The sequence below is a fragment of the Pseudanabaenaceae cyanobacterium SKYG29 genome, assembly GCA_025055675.1.
GTDB lineage: Bacteria > Cyanobacteriota > Cyanobacteriia > Pseudanabaenales > Pseudanabaenaceae > M5B4.
Genome location: JANWWT010000001.1, coordinates 579,173 through 596,932, shown reverse-complemented (window position 1 = coordinate 596,932; position 17,760 = coordinate 579,173). Strand labels below are relative to the sequence as shown.

Sequence of the window (17,760 nt, the reverse complement as noted above, 5' to 3'; positions counted from 1 at the left end):
TGACATAGCTGACCTAGACATCCTATGGTACAGTTCAGTATTTTGGTATTGCTCAGCTAGGAATTTACCAAAGTCATGGACAACTTCCGAGCGGTAACCCTTATCGCTTTAACTAGCCTTGGCATGGGTTACTCTGGCATCATGGGACTAATATATCTCAATCAGGATAATATGGTGTTTGTCCCTTCCCGTCAGGTCAACCTCACGCCCAAGGCGGTGGGGCTAAAGTTTGAGTCAGTGCAGCTTACTACCGCCGATCGGTTGCGCCTAGCTGGTTGGTGGATTCCCAGTGCCGACCCCGCAAGCTACGTTTTATTGTTTTGTCACGGGAATGGTGGCAATATCAGTCATCGGCTGGATTATGCCCTCCTCTTTCACCAAATGGGTCTCAGTAGTTTCCACTTTGACTATCGGGGCTACGGTAACAGCGAGGGCACACCCACAGAAGCAGGTCTCTATCTCGATGCCATCGCCGCTTGGGAATATCTCACCCAAGTGCGCCAAATTCCCCCCCACCAGATCATCATCTACGGGGAATCCCTGGGTGGGGGCGTAGCTTCCTATCTCGCCACCGAAAAACCTGCCGCTGGTCTAATTCTCGCCTCCACTTTCACTTCCCTCACCGATCGGGCCAAGGAAATCTACCCCTTCCTGCCCGTCAATCTTCTCTCCAAGTACAAGTTCAACACCTACGATCGGTTACCCCAGATTAAAATGCCTGTCCTAGTCATGCACAGCCGCGCCGATATGGTGATTCCCTACCATCACGGGGAGAAGTTGTTTGAGCGAGCTAATCAGCCAAAGGTGTTCCTCGAGCTGCAGGGTGACCACAACAAGGGTTTTCTGGATTCAGGCAAAATCTATACCGAGGGTATCCTGGACTTTATCAATAAAACTGTTGCAGGAACCGCCAGTCACTCGTAAAGAAGCGGCGAATATCGTCAATCCTGTGGAGCACCATCGCCAAGCGCTCTATCCCTAAGCCCCAGGCAAAGCCCGTGTAACGATCGGGGTCATAGCCCACGGCCCTGAACACATTGGGGTCAACCATACCACAACCGCCAATTTCCAGCCACCGCCCTTGCCACCTAACATCCACTTCTGCCGATGGCTCGGTGAAGGGGAAGAAACTGGGACGAAAACGCACTTCACATTCCCCGCCAAACAGAGCTTCCACTAGCAGCCGCACTGTCCCCTTGAGGTCACCGAAAGTCAAACCCTCATCTACCGCTAGCAGTTCCACCTGATGGAACATAGGGAAATGGGTAGCATCCACATCATCCTTGCGATAAACCCTGCCCGGGCAGACAATTCTGATAGGGGGCTCGTTTTGCTCCATGTAGCGAATCTGCACGGAGGAGGTATGGGTACGCAGCAGCAAGCCATCCCGCAGGTAAAAAGTGTCCTGCATATCGCGGGCAGGATGGTCAGCAGGCGTGTTTAAGGCTTCAAAGTTGTAGTAGTCTGTTTCCACCTCCGGTCCCTGGGCCACGGTGTACCCCAAACCTACCATGATGTCCAAAACCCGATCGATCGTGGCTGTGATGGGATGCACCCGCCCCAGTTGCCAAGGGCAAACCCCTGGCATAGTGACATCGATCGTTTCTGCGGCTAACTTGCGAGCGATTTCTGCCTGCTGGAGAGCGGTCTTTTTTTCCTCCAAAAGAGACTGGACTAGTTCCTTAACTTCATTAGCCAGAGCACCAATCACAGGGCGATCGGCGGGAGGGAGTTTGCCCATCGCTCCCAGAATTTGGGACAGTTTACCTTTTTTACCCAGGAAATCAACGCGGATTTGCTCCAGTTGCTCAGGGGTAGCAGCACTGTTGACTAGGTCTTTTACCCCAGCTGCCATTTCCGCCAGTTGAGAGCGCAGTACAGCGAGATCGGTCATTGTGTCTCTACAAAACTCCCCCTAGTTTAGCACTCCATTTACCGCTGGGCAGTAGTGGCAAAAGGACGAGATTGAGCCGTACGACGATCGCGGGGTACCCTAGCCAGATAGGTCATGGGGTTAACAGCAACGCCTCCGTTGGGGCGGATTTCAAAGTGCAGGTGCGGACCAGTGCTATACCCTGTGCTGCCCATTTCAGCAATCACTTGTCCCTGCTGTACTCTTTGTCCAACCTTGACATAGATAGCGTTGAGGTGAGCATAGCGCGTGACGGTGCCGTTGCTGTGCAGAATATCAATCATGTAACCGTAACCGCCGTTGTTCCAACCCGCAAATTGGACGACACCTGATCCCGCTGCCCATATAGGCGTACCGATCGGAGCGGCGATGTCAATACCTTGATGCAAGCGTCCCCAGCGCCAACCAAATCCAGAGGTGATAATGCCACTGGCAGGCCAAACAAAGTCATATTCATCTAGACTGGGTAACTCTTCAGGCACAGGCAGGAAATGGGCGGCACTGAGGGAAGGAAGTTCTGGTTGCCCAAAATCGATCGGGTCAACTCTAACTCCAGCGCGGGAATCGGGATTGAGGGCGGCTACTTTTTGGGGTTGATTGCTGTATAGCTCCTGTCTCAGTTTTTCCACCTCCTGGTAAATGTTTTTCACCTCTACTTTGGTAGCAGGTACCTCCAGAGGACGGAGAGAAGATTTACTAGTAGCAGTGACATCAGACTGAGTGGTGGGAGAGGTTTTGGGTAAAGGTGGCAGTTCAGGAGATTTCACAGCAGGGGCCGCATCTAAGGAATCAGTGGGCGAACGACGGACAATCTCGATCGTGGTCAACGCTGCTATGCGCTGCGGGGGAGTAATGCCAGACTGGTCAGACACTACTGCCACTTTATCAGGCGGGTTTAACACAGACTCTACGGGTTTCTGCTCAGCAACCACGGGCAACTGGGGTTCGGTAGGCAGGGCAGCAACTTTCTGCTCCGTCACAGCCGGTGCCACTACTACAGGTTGTTGTTCCCCTACCACAGGTAACTGGGGTTCGGTAGGCAGGGCGGCAACTTTCTGCTCCATCACAGGGGGAGATGGCTCAGGTTGCTGATCAGTTACTGCAAGAGGGATAACAGGAGAATCGCCACCGACAGGCAAAATTCCGAACATAGCTGCTAACGTGACTAATTCGCTCTTCTTTCCCTGGGCAATTTCCTGAGAGATCGTGGGTAAAAAACTGGGCAGTTCCGGTTTGGTTGCGGGAATAGTTAGCTCCTGCCCCACGAGGATAAAGTTAGGGTCTGCCAGATTGTTATGAGCGATCAGCTCTGTCTGAGAGACTTGAAATGTTTGGGCAATTTCCTCAATCGTATCCCCTGGTCGCACTGTGTAAACACCGCCCTCAGTCTGGCTAGACTTCCATAGCCCATCATCCCGATCGGTTTTCACTGGAACAGTTTGAGTTTGCCAGTCGTCTTTGGGGCTGTAGGCATATACTCCACTTGTACCAACTAGCGCCAAGCCTATCAGAGCAATAGAACGCTGTACACGACTCCCGTATGCGGCTCGACTGCTGCAGGTTTGCATGGTCATAGAGAATCTGTTCAATAGAAGCCTCCTAACTCGACTTGTAGGCGGTACTCGGTGATTACCACCTCCGTAACCGTAACTTGGTTAGTTTTCCTAAACTTGTTCACTGTGAACAGAAATTTTTACCAACATGTGCATCAAGTCACCTGCAGGCTGCCTATGCACACAAGCATTAAACCTGTCAATATCTCTTAAATTTGCTTAAATCCTCGTATTGGGCGGAAAAATTTTTTGCTTTTTTCGGCAGTTCAGCCTTTTGCTTTGCGCAGAGCCAGGCAGGATCATTGCATTTTCAGGCATTTTAACAGAGAGTTGCTTGAGAAGGTATTTGAGAATTTTAGTGCCCCCGATCGGTCATTTCTGGTCAAATCTCCGTTTTTCTCGTTTTTGCTTCCGCAAGCTACTTCAAATGCCAACCTTCCATAAAACCAAAAATTTTTTGCCCGGAGTTGCAAAATTTTCAGAGATGCCTGTACGGGAGTGCTGTGATTTGCGACATTTCTTAGGGTTGATTGCTGTCACATCTATCAAAAGGGTTAAATTTCGTCAATAATTCTGGTTGTCTTAACCGTTTCTTAGGGCAGTAATAACTGGTTCTTAACCTGAGTGTGCAACGGTAATAGAGGATACACCTGGCAAAACAAGGAATTTCCTATGGCTTTTACATTACAACTGCTGCATGCTTCTGATTTGGAAGCAGGAATTGCCAACTTTACCGATATTGTCAATTTTTCACGGGTTGTTAACGCGCTGCGGGATGACTTTCCTAATACTTTGATCCTGTCTTCGGGGGATAACTACATTCCTGGTCCGTTTTTCTCTGCCGCTAGCGACAGTGCTCTACGGTCTGTGCTGGGTAGGGAAGGAATTGGGCGCGCTGACATTGTGATCCAGAATGAGATTGGCTTTCAAGCCTCGGCTTTTGGTAACCACGAGTTCGATTTAGGACCTACCACTGTCCAGTCTTTGATTGCTGCCGATCGGGAATATACGGGGACGCGTTTTCCTTACTTGAGTGCTAATTTAGACTTTTCAGGGGACAGTAGTCTCAGGGGGTTGGTGGTGCCTGATGGACAAGCACCCCGTCCTAACTCCATTGCCAAGAGTGTGGTATTTACGGTGGGTGGGGAGCGGATTGGGGTAGTGGGGGCGACTACGCCAACTCTGCCTGTAATTTCTTCCCCTGGTCCTGGTATTAGGGTCACACCCCCCAATTTCCCTGCTAATCCCTCTCCTGCTGAATTGGATGCTTTGGCAGCTGCTATTCAACCCGCAGTGGACGAACTGACCAGACAGGGGATTAACAAAATTATTCTGCTAGCCCATATGCAGCAGTTCCCTATTGAGTTTGGCTTGGCGACGCGCTTGCGTAACGTAGATGTGATTGTGGCAGGGGGCTCCCACGCTGTCTTCGCTGACAGTAATGACCGCATTCGTCCGGGCGATCGGGTGGCTAATACTTACCCTGCTGTCTTCACTTCCGCCAATAATCAACCGGTGTTAGTGGTCAACACTGGCTCCAACTATCGCTATGTGGGACGCTTGGTGGTGGAATTCGACACAAACGGGGTAATTGAAGTCGGCAGACTCAATCCTGCTATCAATGGCTCCTACGCTACGGATGATGCCAGTGTTAATGCTCTAGTGGCGACTAACCCTGGGACAGCTGACCCGGAAGTAGTGGCAGTTGTCAATGCTATGCGCAATGTAATCACTACCAAGGACAGCAATATTTTTGGCGCTACTTCTGTCTTCCTCAATGGGACAAGGGATGATGTGCGCACCCAGGAAACTAATTTGGGCAATTTAACTGCTGATGCTAATTTGTTTGTGGCCCGACAAACTGACCCCACTGTCACTATTTCCCTCAAGAACGGCGGTGGTATTCGCGATAACATCGGAGCAGTATCGGGGGCTGGTGGTGCTGTGGGTGGGCAAGTCGATCGGTTACCGCCCCCTGCCAATCCCCTGGCTAACAAAGCCGCAGGACAGATTTCCCAGTTGGACATTGAAAATTCACTGCGTTTCAACAACACTCTGACACTCCTAACTTTGACAGCAACTCAATTGGCGGAAGTGATTGAACATGGTGTGGCTGATTCTGGTCCTGGGCGGACACCGGGGCGTTTCCCCCAAGTAGCGGGCATTAGCTTTACCTTTGATGTCAATCGTCCTGCTAACAGAAGGGTGACCAATTTGGTCGTGTTAAACGATCGGGGAGAAGTAGCAGATACGATCATCAACAATGGAGAGTTTGTGGGCAGTCCTACCCGCACCTTCCGTGTCGTTACGCTCAACTTTTTAGCCAATGAAAGTACGCCTGGCAGTGGCTTGGGTGGTGATGGCTATCCCTTCCCTCGCTTTGTCAATGAAAATCCCCAACGGGCTAACCGAGTTGATCTAGTACCCCCCAACACAACAGTTACTTTCACCACTCCTGGTGCCGAGCAAAAGGCTTTTGCCGATTTCCTGGCAGCTCGCTTCCGCACCACGCCCTTCAATCAAGCCGATACGCCCCCCGATCGGGACACCCGCATTCGCAATCTGGACTTCCAACGCACTCTCCTCAATGGTACAGCTGGCAATGACACTCTCACAGGTGCTGCCACTGCCCAAATCATTCGTGGTTTAGATGGCAACGATCGCATCACTGGCGGTGCAGGCAACGATCGGATCAATGGTAATGTCGGCAATGACACCATTTTGGGGGGAGATGGAGCAGACTTCCTCTTTGGTGGCAAGGGTGATGATGTCCTCAACGGCGGCACAGGGGCTGATATTCTCTCTGGCGACTTGGGCAACGACACACTCACAGGGGGAGTTGGTGCAGATGTTTTCTTGATTGCCTCAGGGCGCGGTGTGGATGTGATTACTGACTTTGAAGACGGTGTCGATCGGTTAGGTCTCTATCTAGGCTTGACCTTTGCCAACCTAACTATTCGAGGTGCCGCTAATAACACCGAAATTGTTCTCACTGCCAATAACGAAGTCCTGGCTGTCTTGCAGGGAATAGCTCCCAGTGCCATTACCCAGGCAGATTTCGTCACTGCCGCTGGGTCTCTGCTTCCCGGCTGAAACCCTCCCCACCCATCTCTACATCTACTAGACCACACCAGTGGTCTTTTTTGAGTTCCTTGGCTAGGTTAGTTATTAAAATTTCCCGTATAGGCTAATACAGAAAATTTAGAGATATGAACCTGCAATCTTCATTTTACATCTTGGGTGTGTTCTCCAGGTATTCCTACCAAGGAGTTGTGGGGTTAGAAAAGTTTATCTAGTACTTACTAACGATCGTACCAATTTTGTGTTAAGTTTTGTACAAAGTGTAATTATTATCATTAAGTTGGGTATGCTTAATTAGGTAAACTTACCTTAGGTTAGCTAAAATAATTGACAATTAGCTAAGATGAAGAGACAAGACAGCTTTAAGAAGGATTTAGCAATTGCTATTGGCTCATCAGGTTCAGCCACAGGATACACAGCAGTAAGTGCTTTGAAGAACTCATTTGGTCGCCAAGGATATAGGGTAATCGCTTGTGATACAAACCCCAGACATTTGGTTGCAGCAGCTACAGTTGCGGATGATTTTTTGCAGTTACCGCCTGCAGTTGACCCTGAGTTTGTGCCTAAGACAATTGATTTGTTCAAGTCCCAAAATATAGGTTACTTCTATCCAATTCATGATCAGGAGATTATTGCCACTGCCAAAGCTAGAGAAGTATTTCAGGCAAATAATATTACACCTTGTTGTGTAGGTGTAGAAGCCGCAAAGTTATGTACCGATAAATTAGAGTCTACTAGGAGGTTACTTAAGGAAGGGATACATGTTCCCAAAACATATCTACTATCTGAAGGCATAGATTTTGCTAATAGATTAATTGTTAAGGATAGATATGGGAATGGAAGCAAGTTTGTACAGGTCATTGAGACAGAAAAAGAATTAGAAATAATGACAGCTAAGGTAGAGTCAAACATTGACGATTATGTGGTTCAGGAGTGGATAGATGAGCCAGAAGTTACAATAGATGCTTTCTTCCCTTCCAATTATTCGTTTGGAAAGGTTGTTTGTCGAAAAAGACTAGAGATCAAGAGTGGTGTTACAACGAAAGCTCATATATTTTATGATCCTATATATTTTGATGTTGCATACAAGATAGCAAAGTCATTCAATCTATTTGGCTCTTTTTGTTTTCAGACACGTGGTCAAGATAATTTTGTTATTGATGTTAATCCTAGAATAGGCGGAGCTACAGCCATGTCTGTTGCATTGGGAATAGATTTCCCTTCAGCCCACGTTGCTTGCTTTCTAGGACATGAACCTAGGTCTTATCTCAAACAAGAGTACAGAGAGTGTTTTGTAACTAGGTCCTACAGGGAGCATATTGCCTATGCTTAGGAATGGTGTGATTACATTGGATTTAGATGGAACAGTTATTGATTGCTACCCACGTCAAATGGCAGTTATCGGCAGCATTTTGCGTAGGTTAAAACTTCAAGATGTTGTTAACTTAGATACTTTATGGGAGCATAAGAGGCAAGGTTTTTCGACTGCCGAGGCTTTAACTTTCCAGAGAGTTGATAAAGAGCTGGTTGATATTTTTCGTTTAGAGTGGCTATCAGTTATAGAACAGGATGAATGGTTAGCTTTAGATCAACCTTTTCCTTGGTCTAGAGATGCGCTGCAGCAATTGAGTGGGATGTACTTCTCGATGGTACTATTAACTGCTAGGCAAAACCAGGAGGGCGTATATAGGATTCTAAATAAATATCATCTAGAAAGTTTTTTTACAGAAGTTTATGTTGTATCACCACAAAATGCAGAATTTCACAAATCTAATGTCTTGTCAAGAATACAACCTATAATACACTGTGGTGACTCAGAAATTGATGCTATTGCAAGCCAAAACTCAGGTATAAGTTTTGTAGGCGTTTCTTGCGGGCAAAGATCGCAAGATATGCTGCGTTGTTACCCTAGTAGGGCTATAATAGAGGACATATCTCGACTACCAAAATTCATGTTAGCTTATATTTAGGAGCGATAAAAAATATGATGCAGAGTCAAAATGTTTCGGAGCAAATCAGGTTAGATGCCGTTGCTAGCGAAAGTTGGTATACACTTCCAGCGAACATAGCAATGATTCGTCATGGCTACAAGGTTTTTAGGAGATTTATCCATAATGTTGCTAGCCGTATTCTTGAGATTGGCCCCGCAGAGGGAGTTATGACGGAGATGCTGGTTGCAGATAATTTTCACCCAGATATTTTGGAGGGTTCACGTATTTTTGCTAGTGAACTAAAACAAAAGTTTCCTCACCTGCGTGTGTACAATTCTTTGATAGAAAATTTTTCTCCTACTGAGCTTTATGATGTAATTATCCTTGGTCATGTCCTAGAACATGTGGAGAATCCTGTTCAAGTTTTGAGTATAATCAGACAGTGGTTAGTACCAAACAGCGGTCTAGTTCTAGCCGCAGTTCCTAATGCACGTTCTTTGCATCGGCAAGCAGCAGTGATTATGGGATTAATACCCCATGAAGAGACTATGAGTGAAAAAGATATACATCACGGACATCGTAGAGTTTACAACCCCGAAACTTTTCGCCGTGACTTCATAGCCGCGGGGTTGTCTATTGATTTCTTCGGGGGGTACTGGTTAAAGCCTCTATCCGATCGGCAGATTGAGCAGAGTTGGACACTGGAGATGTTAGATGCATTTATGATTCTGGGCGAAAGGTATCCCGACATTGCTGCGGAGTTGGTGATTGTAGCCAGAAATGTAGTTTAGTTACTATCAACAGGGAGAGGTTCTGTGCTAGAAGATTCAGCCTGTAAATCGACGTGGCAGATCATAGAGTTACCCAAGATAACCGATCCGCGGGGCAACTTAACTTTCATTGAGGAACTAAAACATGTGCCCTTTGAAATTAAGCGGGTATACTATCTATATGATGTACCAGGGGGGGCAGAGAGAGCAGGTCATGCTTTGAAAACTTGCCAGCAGTTTTTGGTAGCTATGTCGGGTAGCTTTGACGTAATTGTCGACGATGGTTACCACAGTCAGAAATTTACTCTTAATCGTTCCTACTATGGCTTATACATCCCACCTATGACCTGGCGAGTAATCAATAATTTTTCCTCTGGTGCAGTATGCATGGCGATCGTTTCTACCCTCTATGACCCTGATGATTACTATCGTGATTATAGTGAATTTGTTAAGGCTACTAGGGGAGAAGAATCATGAAAGTCCCGTTTTTAGATATAAAGTCACAGCACTTGGAGATTAAGGAGGAACTAAGGCAAGCATATGAGAGGGTAATCAATTCGGGCAGTTATATTCTCGGTAGAGAAGTGGAAGCATTTGAGCAAGAGTTTGCTGACTATTGTGGTACCAAGTATTGCATCGGTGTTGGTAACGGTCTAGACGCACTTTTTTTGATTTTGAAAGCTATCGAGATTGGAACAGGAGATGAAGTAATTGTACCTGCCAATACTTACATTGCCACATGGCTATCTGTTTCCCGCACAGGGGCAACGATCGTGCCTGTAGAACCTGACCCCAACTCTTACAATATCAACCCTAAATTGATTGAGGAGGCAATTACAGATAAAACCAAAGCTATCATTGCTGTTCATCTATACGGGCATCCAGCAGATATGGATGAGATCAACAGTATTGCTCAAAAGTATGGCTTGTTCGTTTTGGAGGATGCGGCGCAAGCACATGGGGCAACCTACAAGGGTAAGAAGGCTGGTAATTTGGGGTATGCGGCAGCTTTTAGTTTCTATCCCACTAAAAATTTGGGAGCGATCGGGGATGGAGGAGCAGTAACAACTAACGACCCAGAGTTGGCAGAAAGAGTAAGGCTTTTGCGCAATTATGGTTCTCGGAAGAAGTATTACAATGAACTACAGGGATACAACAGTAGACTTGATGAACTGCAAGCAGCCTTTTTACGGGTCAAATTGCGCAAACTAGATGAATGGAATCTAAGAAGATCAGAAATGGCAAGCAAGTATTTGGACTGCTTGAACGGAACTAGCTTGTGCTTACCCCAAATTTCTATTACCGACTCAGTGTGGCACTTGTTTGTTGTTGCCCATAGGGAGAGGAACTACTTAATGTCTAAGCTAGCTGAATATGGCATAGGAACTTTAATTCATTATCCTATTCCACCCCACCTCTCAGGTGCTTACTACAAATCAGATTTGGTTAAGTTGCCTATATCAGGTTTGTCAACTACGGAGGCTTTATCCAATACAATTTTTAGTTTACCCCTGTACCCAAACTTAACAAACTCTATGTTAGAATATGTATGCGATAAATTGTCCATGATCTTTGAAAAGTATGGTTGACCCTATTCAGGACATTGAGGATAGAATTAATTTGTTTCTGAAAAATGATGACATTGATAGTGCGTGTAACTTGTTGACTAGCTTTGTACTGACTGTTATTTGTGATCAAAGATCAGTAGGTAGAGTATTCGGTTCGCATGACTTAGACCGTATGTGTAGAATGATATGGGAAAAATTTGACTCTCTGCAGCCTAGTTTTGCAGTTTCTACCAGGAAGAATACTAGCTTATCTGTTTACGTAGCAACTGAACTGTATATAGCAGGCGGACATACAGCAGTTATAGAGGATCTGATCAAGTTCCAGCCAGAGAGGCAACACATAATTCTATTAACTGATCTCTACAATAGAGGAGAGAGAAGGGAAGTAATAGACAGGTTTTCCACCTATGGCATCGATGTAAGACATGCTCCTAATGGAGCCTATACAGTAAAAGCAACCTTTATTAAATCGCAAATAATTGACCTATCTCCTTCTGAGGTATTTATATTTGGTCATAATCAGGACCCTATTCCACTTCTAGTTGCCTATATGGATAGAGGTTTTGATGTATATTATTACCATCATGGTGACCACACTTGTACCTTAGGATTGTATCTACCCAACGTAACTCACATCGATCCTCATCCTTTTGGATACTTTAACTGTAAAGAAAGTCTTGGAGTTCAAAGAGTTTGTTATTTGCCTCTTTCCGTTACTGATGTTCCAACATTTACTGATAGGAAATTTCTACAATCAGGTTCAATTATAACTTGTAGTTCAGGGAGGTTAGAAAAATTTATTGGCACGTACTCGTTTAGTTACTTTGATGAAATACCCCAAATTCTGAGATTGACAAGAGGTAAACACATACATATTGGTCCTGTAACAGAAGACTTACTGAAGTTGGTGCGAAAAAGGCTAGCGGAGAGAGGGATTGATGAAAAGAATTTTGTGTACATTCCTTGGGTTAGAAGTGTAGCGCAAGCAATGATAGAATTTCAGGTTGATGTTTACATCAGTTCATTTCCATTAGGTGGTGGCAAGACCTCCGTGGAGGTCATGTCCTCAGGAACACCAATTCTCAATCATCAACACTATAAAACTAGCCTGTTTTCGGGAGCAGGAATTATTTATCCAGAAGCTATGGTATGGAGAAATTTGTCTGATTTGTATGAGTGCTTAGAATCAATTAGTGAGCCGTTACTAATACAGCAGTCCCAATTAGCTCGTGAACATTACTTGCGTTATAACACGCCTAATGTATTCAAGGATAGTTTACATCAGATAAGAGAAGGGGAGTTACTCCCTCCACCAGACAAATTGTGTCCTCAAGATTATTGTTATGATGCTCTAAGGGCATACCTAGATGAAGTCAAGATTTCTGAATCCTACATCGCACAAAAAGTGCAGTCTCTACAGGAAGAACTAACAGTAACTAAGTCAAGATTGGAGTATACCAAATCAACTATAGAAGTTTTGGCCAAACGAATAGCCGAGCTACAGCTGGATACAGACAACGCGGAGATTGACTTAAGCTACTTTGAATAGATATCTTGAAACCTGTTTTATTGATTTGGAAAATGAGCCAATATCTACGGGACTTTTCGCAGAACTCAGACTCAACTTAACTTTAGACAATTTAACTTATTTGTTATCATCAGTGCTTACTTGAAACTATCTTCTTAATCACAGCTATCACTTTCTGACTTGAGTCGATGCTCTAGGGCGTCTTCAATCTTTGCCATAATTCCTACTCTGCCCTTATCTTACACCCGTCTTGGGTGCATTCTCTATCTGGAATGACTATAAGAAATAGCATCAACCTAGGTAACTTGGTAGCGCTGTCCGAAATGTAGTAGGGGAGAGAGGTCAACATCAACACTGGAAGTACCGTCGTACTGAAAGGGATTTTCCAAATCGCGGATTAGTACAAACAAATATACAAAGGAAACGAAAATAAAGACCGATACTGTAAAAGTCTCTGTTATATTTTCTCCCCTAATTAGGAGCAGAGCTACAATTGCTGCTAGCAAAAATATGAGCAATATGATATAGGCAGGGGCAACAAAATCACTGTCACGGGAAGCTCTAATCTGCTGCACGTATAGGCGAATTTTTCCTAGTTCAATTTGTGGTCGCTGAATCCAGTTAGCACCTCCTAATTCCGACATGGTTTGATAAGCCAAGTTAATTTTGTCAATCTGTCGGTAAACTTTGTCTATACTGTCTTTACCAAGGAGCCATTCCACTATTGATGCAGCCATAGCAGCTAACTGTTGCTCTAGGGGTCTAGGGTCATAATCTTTGCAGAGGGAAGCAAATAAAATATGGCAGTCTTGAATAGACTCTAAAGCATTGACAATTAGGATGGGTAATTCTTCACTTCTGCGATATTCGGTTAAGGTGCCATTTAGGACAAAACTAGTGACAAAACTGGCAGTGGCAAATAATGCTCCCGTGAAAGCATCAAACTGCCAAGGTTGCCAGCCTAGACGATATAGCCACAATTTGACAAGACAAAATAACCCTGTTAAGGGCAAAATTTGCAGCAGAATTCGCCATTTGCGCATGGTTATTTCCCCAAAGTAGTAGCTACTAAATGGGCACAGGCAAATCCCGAAAAAGCCACAGCATTCAAGCCCTGCCCTGGAAAAGTGCTATCCCCCACACAAAATAAATTGGGTATGGACGTGCGATTAAATGGCATGCCCAGTAAACCTAAAGGTCGACGGCGGGGAATCGGTCCATAGGTGCCGTCAATTCTACCTAAAAACCGCCGGTGAGTGCGAGGTGTCCCTACCTCTTGATAATCGATCGCTTTTGTCAAGCCTGGAAAGATGGTTTCTAACCGATCGATCACTCGTTCTGCATCTCTTTCTTTTTTCTCCGCGTATTGTTGAGGGGATAGCCCTTGCCAAGCTTGCATCCAACTGGGAGTAAATACATGGAAAATGTGATAACCCGCTGGTGCCAATTCAGGGTCTAACAAAGTGGGGATGGAAACAAAAATTGTGCCCTGTTCTGCTTCCATCTGTGACCAGTCTTCTAATAGGATGTGATGACAGTCTGTCACGTTTTGTACGATAGATTTATCTACGCCTAAATGCAAACTTAAAAAACTAGGGGATTTTTGATAACGATCGAGCCACTGTCTTTCCCACCAGCTAGGTTTCTGTTCTAGTAGGGCAAAGGTATCCCAGCGGGTAGCATTGGATACTACTCTTTTGGCTGTCAGGGTTTCCCCTGTGGCTAATGCAACGGAAATGCTATGGTCATGGGGACGGATATGGGTAACACGGGCACCATAACGGATTCTGCCCCCTTTAGCTGTCAACCCCTCTGTCAGTTTGAGGGCAATTTGTCCCACGCCCCCCTTGGGATAGTTGATGCCCCCATAGTGACGATCGCTAAATACCATGCCCGCATTAATCATGGGAGTCCGATCGGCGGGTACCACCGACCAACAGTAGCATTCCATGTCGATGAACTGGAGTAATTCAGGGTCAGCAATATAGCGCCGCGCCACATCGCCTACATTCTGCGGTAAATATCCTACTAGCCCCAGACAAGCCGGGGGATTTTGCCCAAACACTGTCAGTAAATAGCGCCATTCTTCCAGGGAGAGAAGGGGAATAGCATTCAAACAGTTAAACACTCGCCAACACTCATCATAGAATTGTCTAATTCCCCGTTTCTCATGGGGAAACTTTCGGCTCAGTTCATCTACAAACTGTTGGTAATCACGGTGGACTTTGATGTCTAGCTTGGGCAAATGGTAGTGAATTTGGATGGGGTCGGGGATGGTTTCCACCTCCTGATCCACAGCAGCTAGGGCACGGGTTAGTAAATTAGTCGTTCCCTGTTTGCCAAAGCCAAAAATCATGGAGGCACCTACATCAAACCGATAGCCATTGCGACTAAAATAACCAGCACTGCCCCCAGGAATGAGGTATTTTTCTAGCACTAGAACATCAATTCCTTTTGCTACTAACTGTGTGGCAGTAACTAAGCCACCTATGCCAGCACCAACAACAATTACTTCTGCATCTAGTTTGGTCATAGAGAATGGGAATCCAGCAGGATCAATGGTAGGGGCAAGCTAAGCTTTTGTCTTCTTTCCTAGGCTGGGCTAGTGGCAATGGGCAGGACTAAACGAGTTAAGGTGCGATGGTCTTCTAGGACATAGATAGCCACTTCCCCCCCTGCCTCTGCCATTAACCGCTGACAGATAGCTATATTCAACCCTGGGGGCTGATCCAGGAGAGAGGGAACTAAAAAATCGGGACTACGCCCTTCCTGTAATTCCTGCAGTAATTGGGGATCAACTTCGCCATAATCCGTAATTACTATTTCTACCGCCCGTTGCTCTTCTTCCCGACACCAGATGTCAATGCGCTCCTTTGCTGCCGATCGGTTACAGGCAAACAACAACAGTTCATGGAAGACCATTTCAATTTTGCCAATGTCTCCTACAATTGTGGCGTTGATTTGGTTGTGTATCTGCACCCATAGTTGTTTTTGATGGACAATGTTTTCTAATCTCTCTAGGGCGCGTTTGAGAATGCCAGAGAGGGAGGCAGTATCGTAATCTAGCCGCAATCGCCAGCTTTCTTTTTCGATATTGGCTAAAGGAGCGATCGTATTTTGTAGTTGATTAGCGGTTTGCTGCAGACGGGCAGTGAGGTTAGTGTCTCCATCACCTTCTTTGCTGTTTAGACGTTGTAGGCTTACGCCCACGGAGCGTTTGATTTCTTCTAAGCGGCGCGTCTTATACCAGTTCAATCGCTCTAATTCCTGTTTTTGCCTGAGCAAATCTTCCACCAAGACTAAATCCCGCCGTAGCCACGCCAGTTGATTGACTACAATTGCCAATGCCTGCAATGCTGCTTCCTCCCATACCCTAGTCAAACGGTCGGCTACTAAAATCAAGCCGGTGGGAGCAAGGTGGGGAGCTATGTGGAGCGCCATCGCCGCCACTTGACCAATCCCAGGGGCATTTAGCCACTGCCTTGTCACCTCGGGTAAGTCATGGACACTGAGGGTTAACACCCCATCCGTCTGCAGGCACCACTGCACCAGGGGGTCATTGTCGATGGAAAGCGTTGTCTCCGTGTAGTTGAGTTTGAAGGCATCCTGGGTGGCAAAGCTGGCAGCAATATTCCCCCCCGATCGTCCGGGCAGCCAGGTCAACAGGACTGCTAGGGGCGATACTGTCACCTTGACTATCTCCTGGACAGCAGTACGGTGGAGCGTGTCAAGGGTATAGCAGCTTTGCAAATGGAGGAGAGCATTTTTAATGCTTTTGAGTAGGCGGTCTTGCTCTTCCCCCCGCCGCTGCATCTGACGCTGTTGTAGTAATACCCCTAACTGTTGGGCAACGGAGCGCAGTAATTCCCGATCGAGCTTAGACCAGGCACGGGGTTCTGTGTGCCCCACAACCACAATCCCTTCTAGTTTGGCTTTCCGTTTGCGGGTACTGTTGAGGAGAAGGGTTTTGATACCAAAATTGGCTAGAACTGACCGCCATGCCAAAAATTTTAAGTCATACTCCAGATTTTCCACTGCTACAGCTTCCAGGGATTGCTCCAGTAACTGGGTATCGACGGGGGAGAGTTCCCCTAGGTTGGGGGGCAAGGGACGGACATTCTTGGGGTGATATTGGTAGTAAATTTCAAAAGTACCCCGATCGGAATTGAGGGCAGCCAGCCAAAATCTCTCCGCTTGTAAGCGTTGGCAGAGTTGGGTAGCAGCTTTTTCCAGGGCACTGTGGAATTCTTCTTCACTGTAGACGGCTTGGGCAATCCCTGCCACTAACACTTGGTCGGTGGTCACCTGCTGCAAGCGCTTATCCATCTCCTCCAGGGGCAAGAGGAGGGAGAGTAATTGAGTAATGCCTTTGAGGTAGCGCTTTTCTTCCTCTGTCCACAATCGAGGTTGGTCATTTTCTACCAGCAAGAAGCCCACTAAATCTCCCTCTAAAGTAATTGGTGCCACCATAAATGCCCCTAGGTTGGGGTTGTTGAACACCCGTAAATTGACTAGGTTCAAGTCCGATCGGGTAGTTTTGGTATTGGCAATTGCCACCATCTGCCCACTGCTGAGAGTCTGATAGAGGGCAGGGGAACCTTGGGGTGAAATTGTGTGGGAGTCGGACTTTTTCCCTGGGGCTTTGAGGCGGTTAGCGGCACGGCGGACAAACAGGCGCTGTTGGGGGTCATACCAGTACAAATAGGTACGGGTGGGACTTAAAAACCGCTGGGTTTCCTCCACCACCTCTTCCAGACGTTGCTGCAATTGGGTAATACTGCGAAAGCGATCGAGGCAGTTGAGGAGGGGGTCATCCGCCCGCTTCTGTTGCTGACTTTCTAACTGCAGGCGATTGAGACTAGCTGCTAGGGTACCAAAGAGGATAGATAGCTTAGCTTTCTCCTCTGCTCGGGGAGAGACATTCCAGTGATGGGAACCAAGGATAGACAGACCAACCGTAGTTTTGCGATAGAAAATAGGGTAGATAATTGTCCCCTGGACTTCAAACTTTTGTGCTACTTTCATCCACTCACCACTGCGGATTTCCTGGCGTAGGTCAGGGATGGGCAAGGGCTTGCGCTGTACTACCACCGTATCGAGTAAATCCCCTGGCTCTAGTTTGAACTTCTCATACAAAAACTTAATATCCCCCGCTGGGGTCACCCCCCCTTTGCCAATGAGAGTGTAATTCTCGCTGTCAAACAGGGCAATCCAAATTAGGCGGTAATCAAAAGCTTCCTTCAAATAACTGATGGCAGTGGCAATTAACTCTGCCTCACTGCTAGCTTCCCGCAAAGTGTGTACCGCCCGCCCCAGACTGACAAACTGGCGATCCCAGTAGTTGGAACCTGTTTCCCCCATCCCCCCAGCTTCCGTTATCTTGCCCTTACTCTTCCACAATAAACCTAGCTAGAGGA

Annotated in this window: 13 protein-coding genes; 8 read left to right on the top strand and 5 right to left on the bottom strand. The window is 46.5% G+C overall.

Features of this window, described 5'->3' with window-relative positions; genetic code table 11:
* Positions 1-75 precede the first annotated feature (75 nt).
* Entirely contained in the window at positions 76-924 is an 849-nt protein-coding gene (locus tag NZM01_02860) for an alpha/beta hydrolase (GenBank protein ID MCS6958970.1), read from the top strand.
* Here the strand turns inward: NZM01_02860 and pheS are convergent.
* Both pheS and NZM01_02850 read right to left on the bottom strand, forming a co-directional pair.
* A complete protein-coding gene (pheS, locus tag NZM01_02855; protein MCS6958969.1) occupies positions 887-1,855 on the bottom strand; it encodes a phenylalanine--tRNA ligase subunit alpha in 969 nt (322 codons plus the stop codon). The genes NZM01_02860 and pheS overlap by 38 nt on opposite strands.
* A gap of 77 nt (positions 1,856-1,932) precedes the next feature.
* Positions 1,933-3,501: a peptidoglycan DD-metalloendopeptidase family protein gene (locus NZM01_02850; GenBank protein ID MCS6958968.1), complete on the bottom strand. Its 1,569-nt coding sequence runs from the start codon at positions 3,499-3,501 to the stop codon at positions 1,933-1,935.
* 636 nt (positions 3,502-4,137) lie between these two features.
* Here NZM01_02850 and NZM01_02845 point away from each other — a divergent pair.
* From NZM01_02845 to NZM01_02815, 7 genes are all read left to right on the top strand, one after another.
* Complete coding sequence (locus tag NZM01_02845) at positions 4,138-6,558, top strand: 5'-nucleotidase C-terminal domain-containing protein (GenBank protein ID MCS6958967.1); 2,421 nt, start codon at positions 4,138-4,140, stop codon at positions 6,556-6,558.
* Positions 6,559-6,889: 331 nt separating this feature from the next.
* Entirely contained in the window at positions 6,890-7,879 is a 990-nt protein-coding gene (locus tag NZM01_02840; GenBank protein ID MCS6958966.1) for an ATP-grasp domain-containing protein, read from the top strand.
* Between the two features lie 7 nt (positions 7,880-7,886).
* Positions 7,887-8,516 (top strand): HAD hydrolase-like protein, encoded by a 630-nt coding sequence (locus tag NZM01_02835; protein ID MCS6958965.1) that lies wholly within the window; start codon positions 7,887-7,889, stop codon positions 8,514-8,516.
* A 101-nt stretch (positions 8,517-8,617) separates the two neighbouring features.
* Positions 8,618-9,268, top strand: coding sequence for a class I SAM-dependent methyltransferase (locus NZM01_02830; protein ID MCS6958964.1), 651 nt, complete (start codon positions 8,618-8,620; stop codon positions 9,266-9,268).
* Between the two features lie 24 nt (positions 9,269-9,292).
* Positions 9,293-9,724 (top strand): FdtA/QdtA family cupin domain-containing protein, encoded by a 432-nt coding sequence (locus tag NZM01_02825; protein ID MCS6958963.1) that lies wholly within the window; start codon positions 9,293-9,295, stop codon positions 9,722-9,724.
* A complete protein-coding gene (locus tag NZM01_02820) occupies positions 9,721-10,836 on the top strand; it encodes a DegT/DnrJ/EryC1/StrS family aminotransferase (protein MCS6958962.1) in 1,116 nt (371 codons plus the stop codon). Before NZM01_02825 ends, NZM01_02820 begins: the two co-directional genes overlap by 4 nt.
* Complete coding sequence (locus tag NZM01_02815; protein MCS6958961.1) at positions 10,820-12,364, top strand: hypothetical protein; 1,545 nt, start codon at positions 10,820-10,822, stop codon at positions 12,362-12,364. The genes NZM01_02820 and NZM01_02815 overlap by 17 nt, the downstream gene beginning before the upstream one ends.
* 275 nt (positions 12,365-12,639) lie before the next feature.
* Here NZM01_02815 and NZM01_02810 read toward each other — a convergent pair whose 3' ends face one another.
* Genes NZM01_02810 through NZM01_02800 form a run of 3 tightly spaced genes read right to left on the bottom strand, consistent with a single transcriptional unit; the run spans position 12,640 to position 17,704 of the window.
* Positions 12,640-13,386, bottom strand: coding sequence for a hypothetical protein (locus NZM01_02810; GenBank protein MCS6958960.1), 747 nt, complete (start codon positions 13,384-13,386; stop codon positions 12,640-12,642).
* A gap of 2 nt (positions 13,387-13,388) precedes the next feature.
* Complete coding sequence (crtH, locus tag NZM01_02805) at positions 13,389-14,876, bottom strand: carotene isomerase (GenBank protein ID MCS6958959.1); 1,488 nt, start codon at positions 14,874-14,876, stop codon at positions 13,389-13,391.
* A 59-nt stretch (positions 14,877-14,935) separates the two neighbouring features.
* The gene (locus tag NZM01_02800) at positions 14,936-17,704 is read right to left on the bottom strand and encodes a GAF domain-containing protein (protein MCS6958958.1); all 2,769 of its coding nucleotides are present in this window, start codon (positions 17,702-17,704) and stop codon (positions 14,936-14,938) included.
* Between the last annotated feature and the right edge of the window lie 56 nt (positions 17,705-17,760).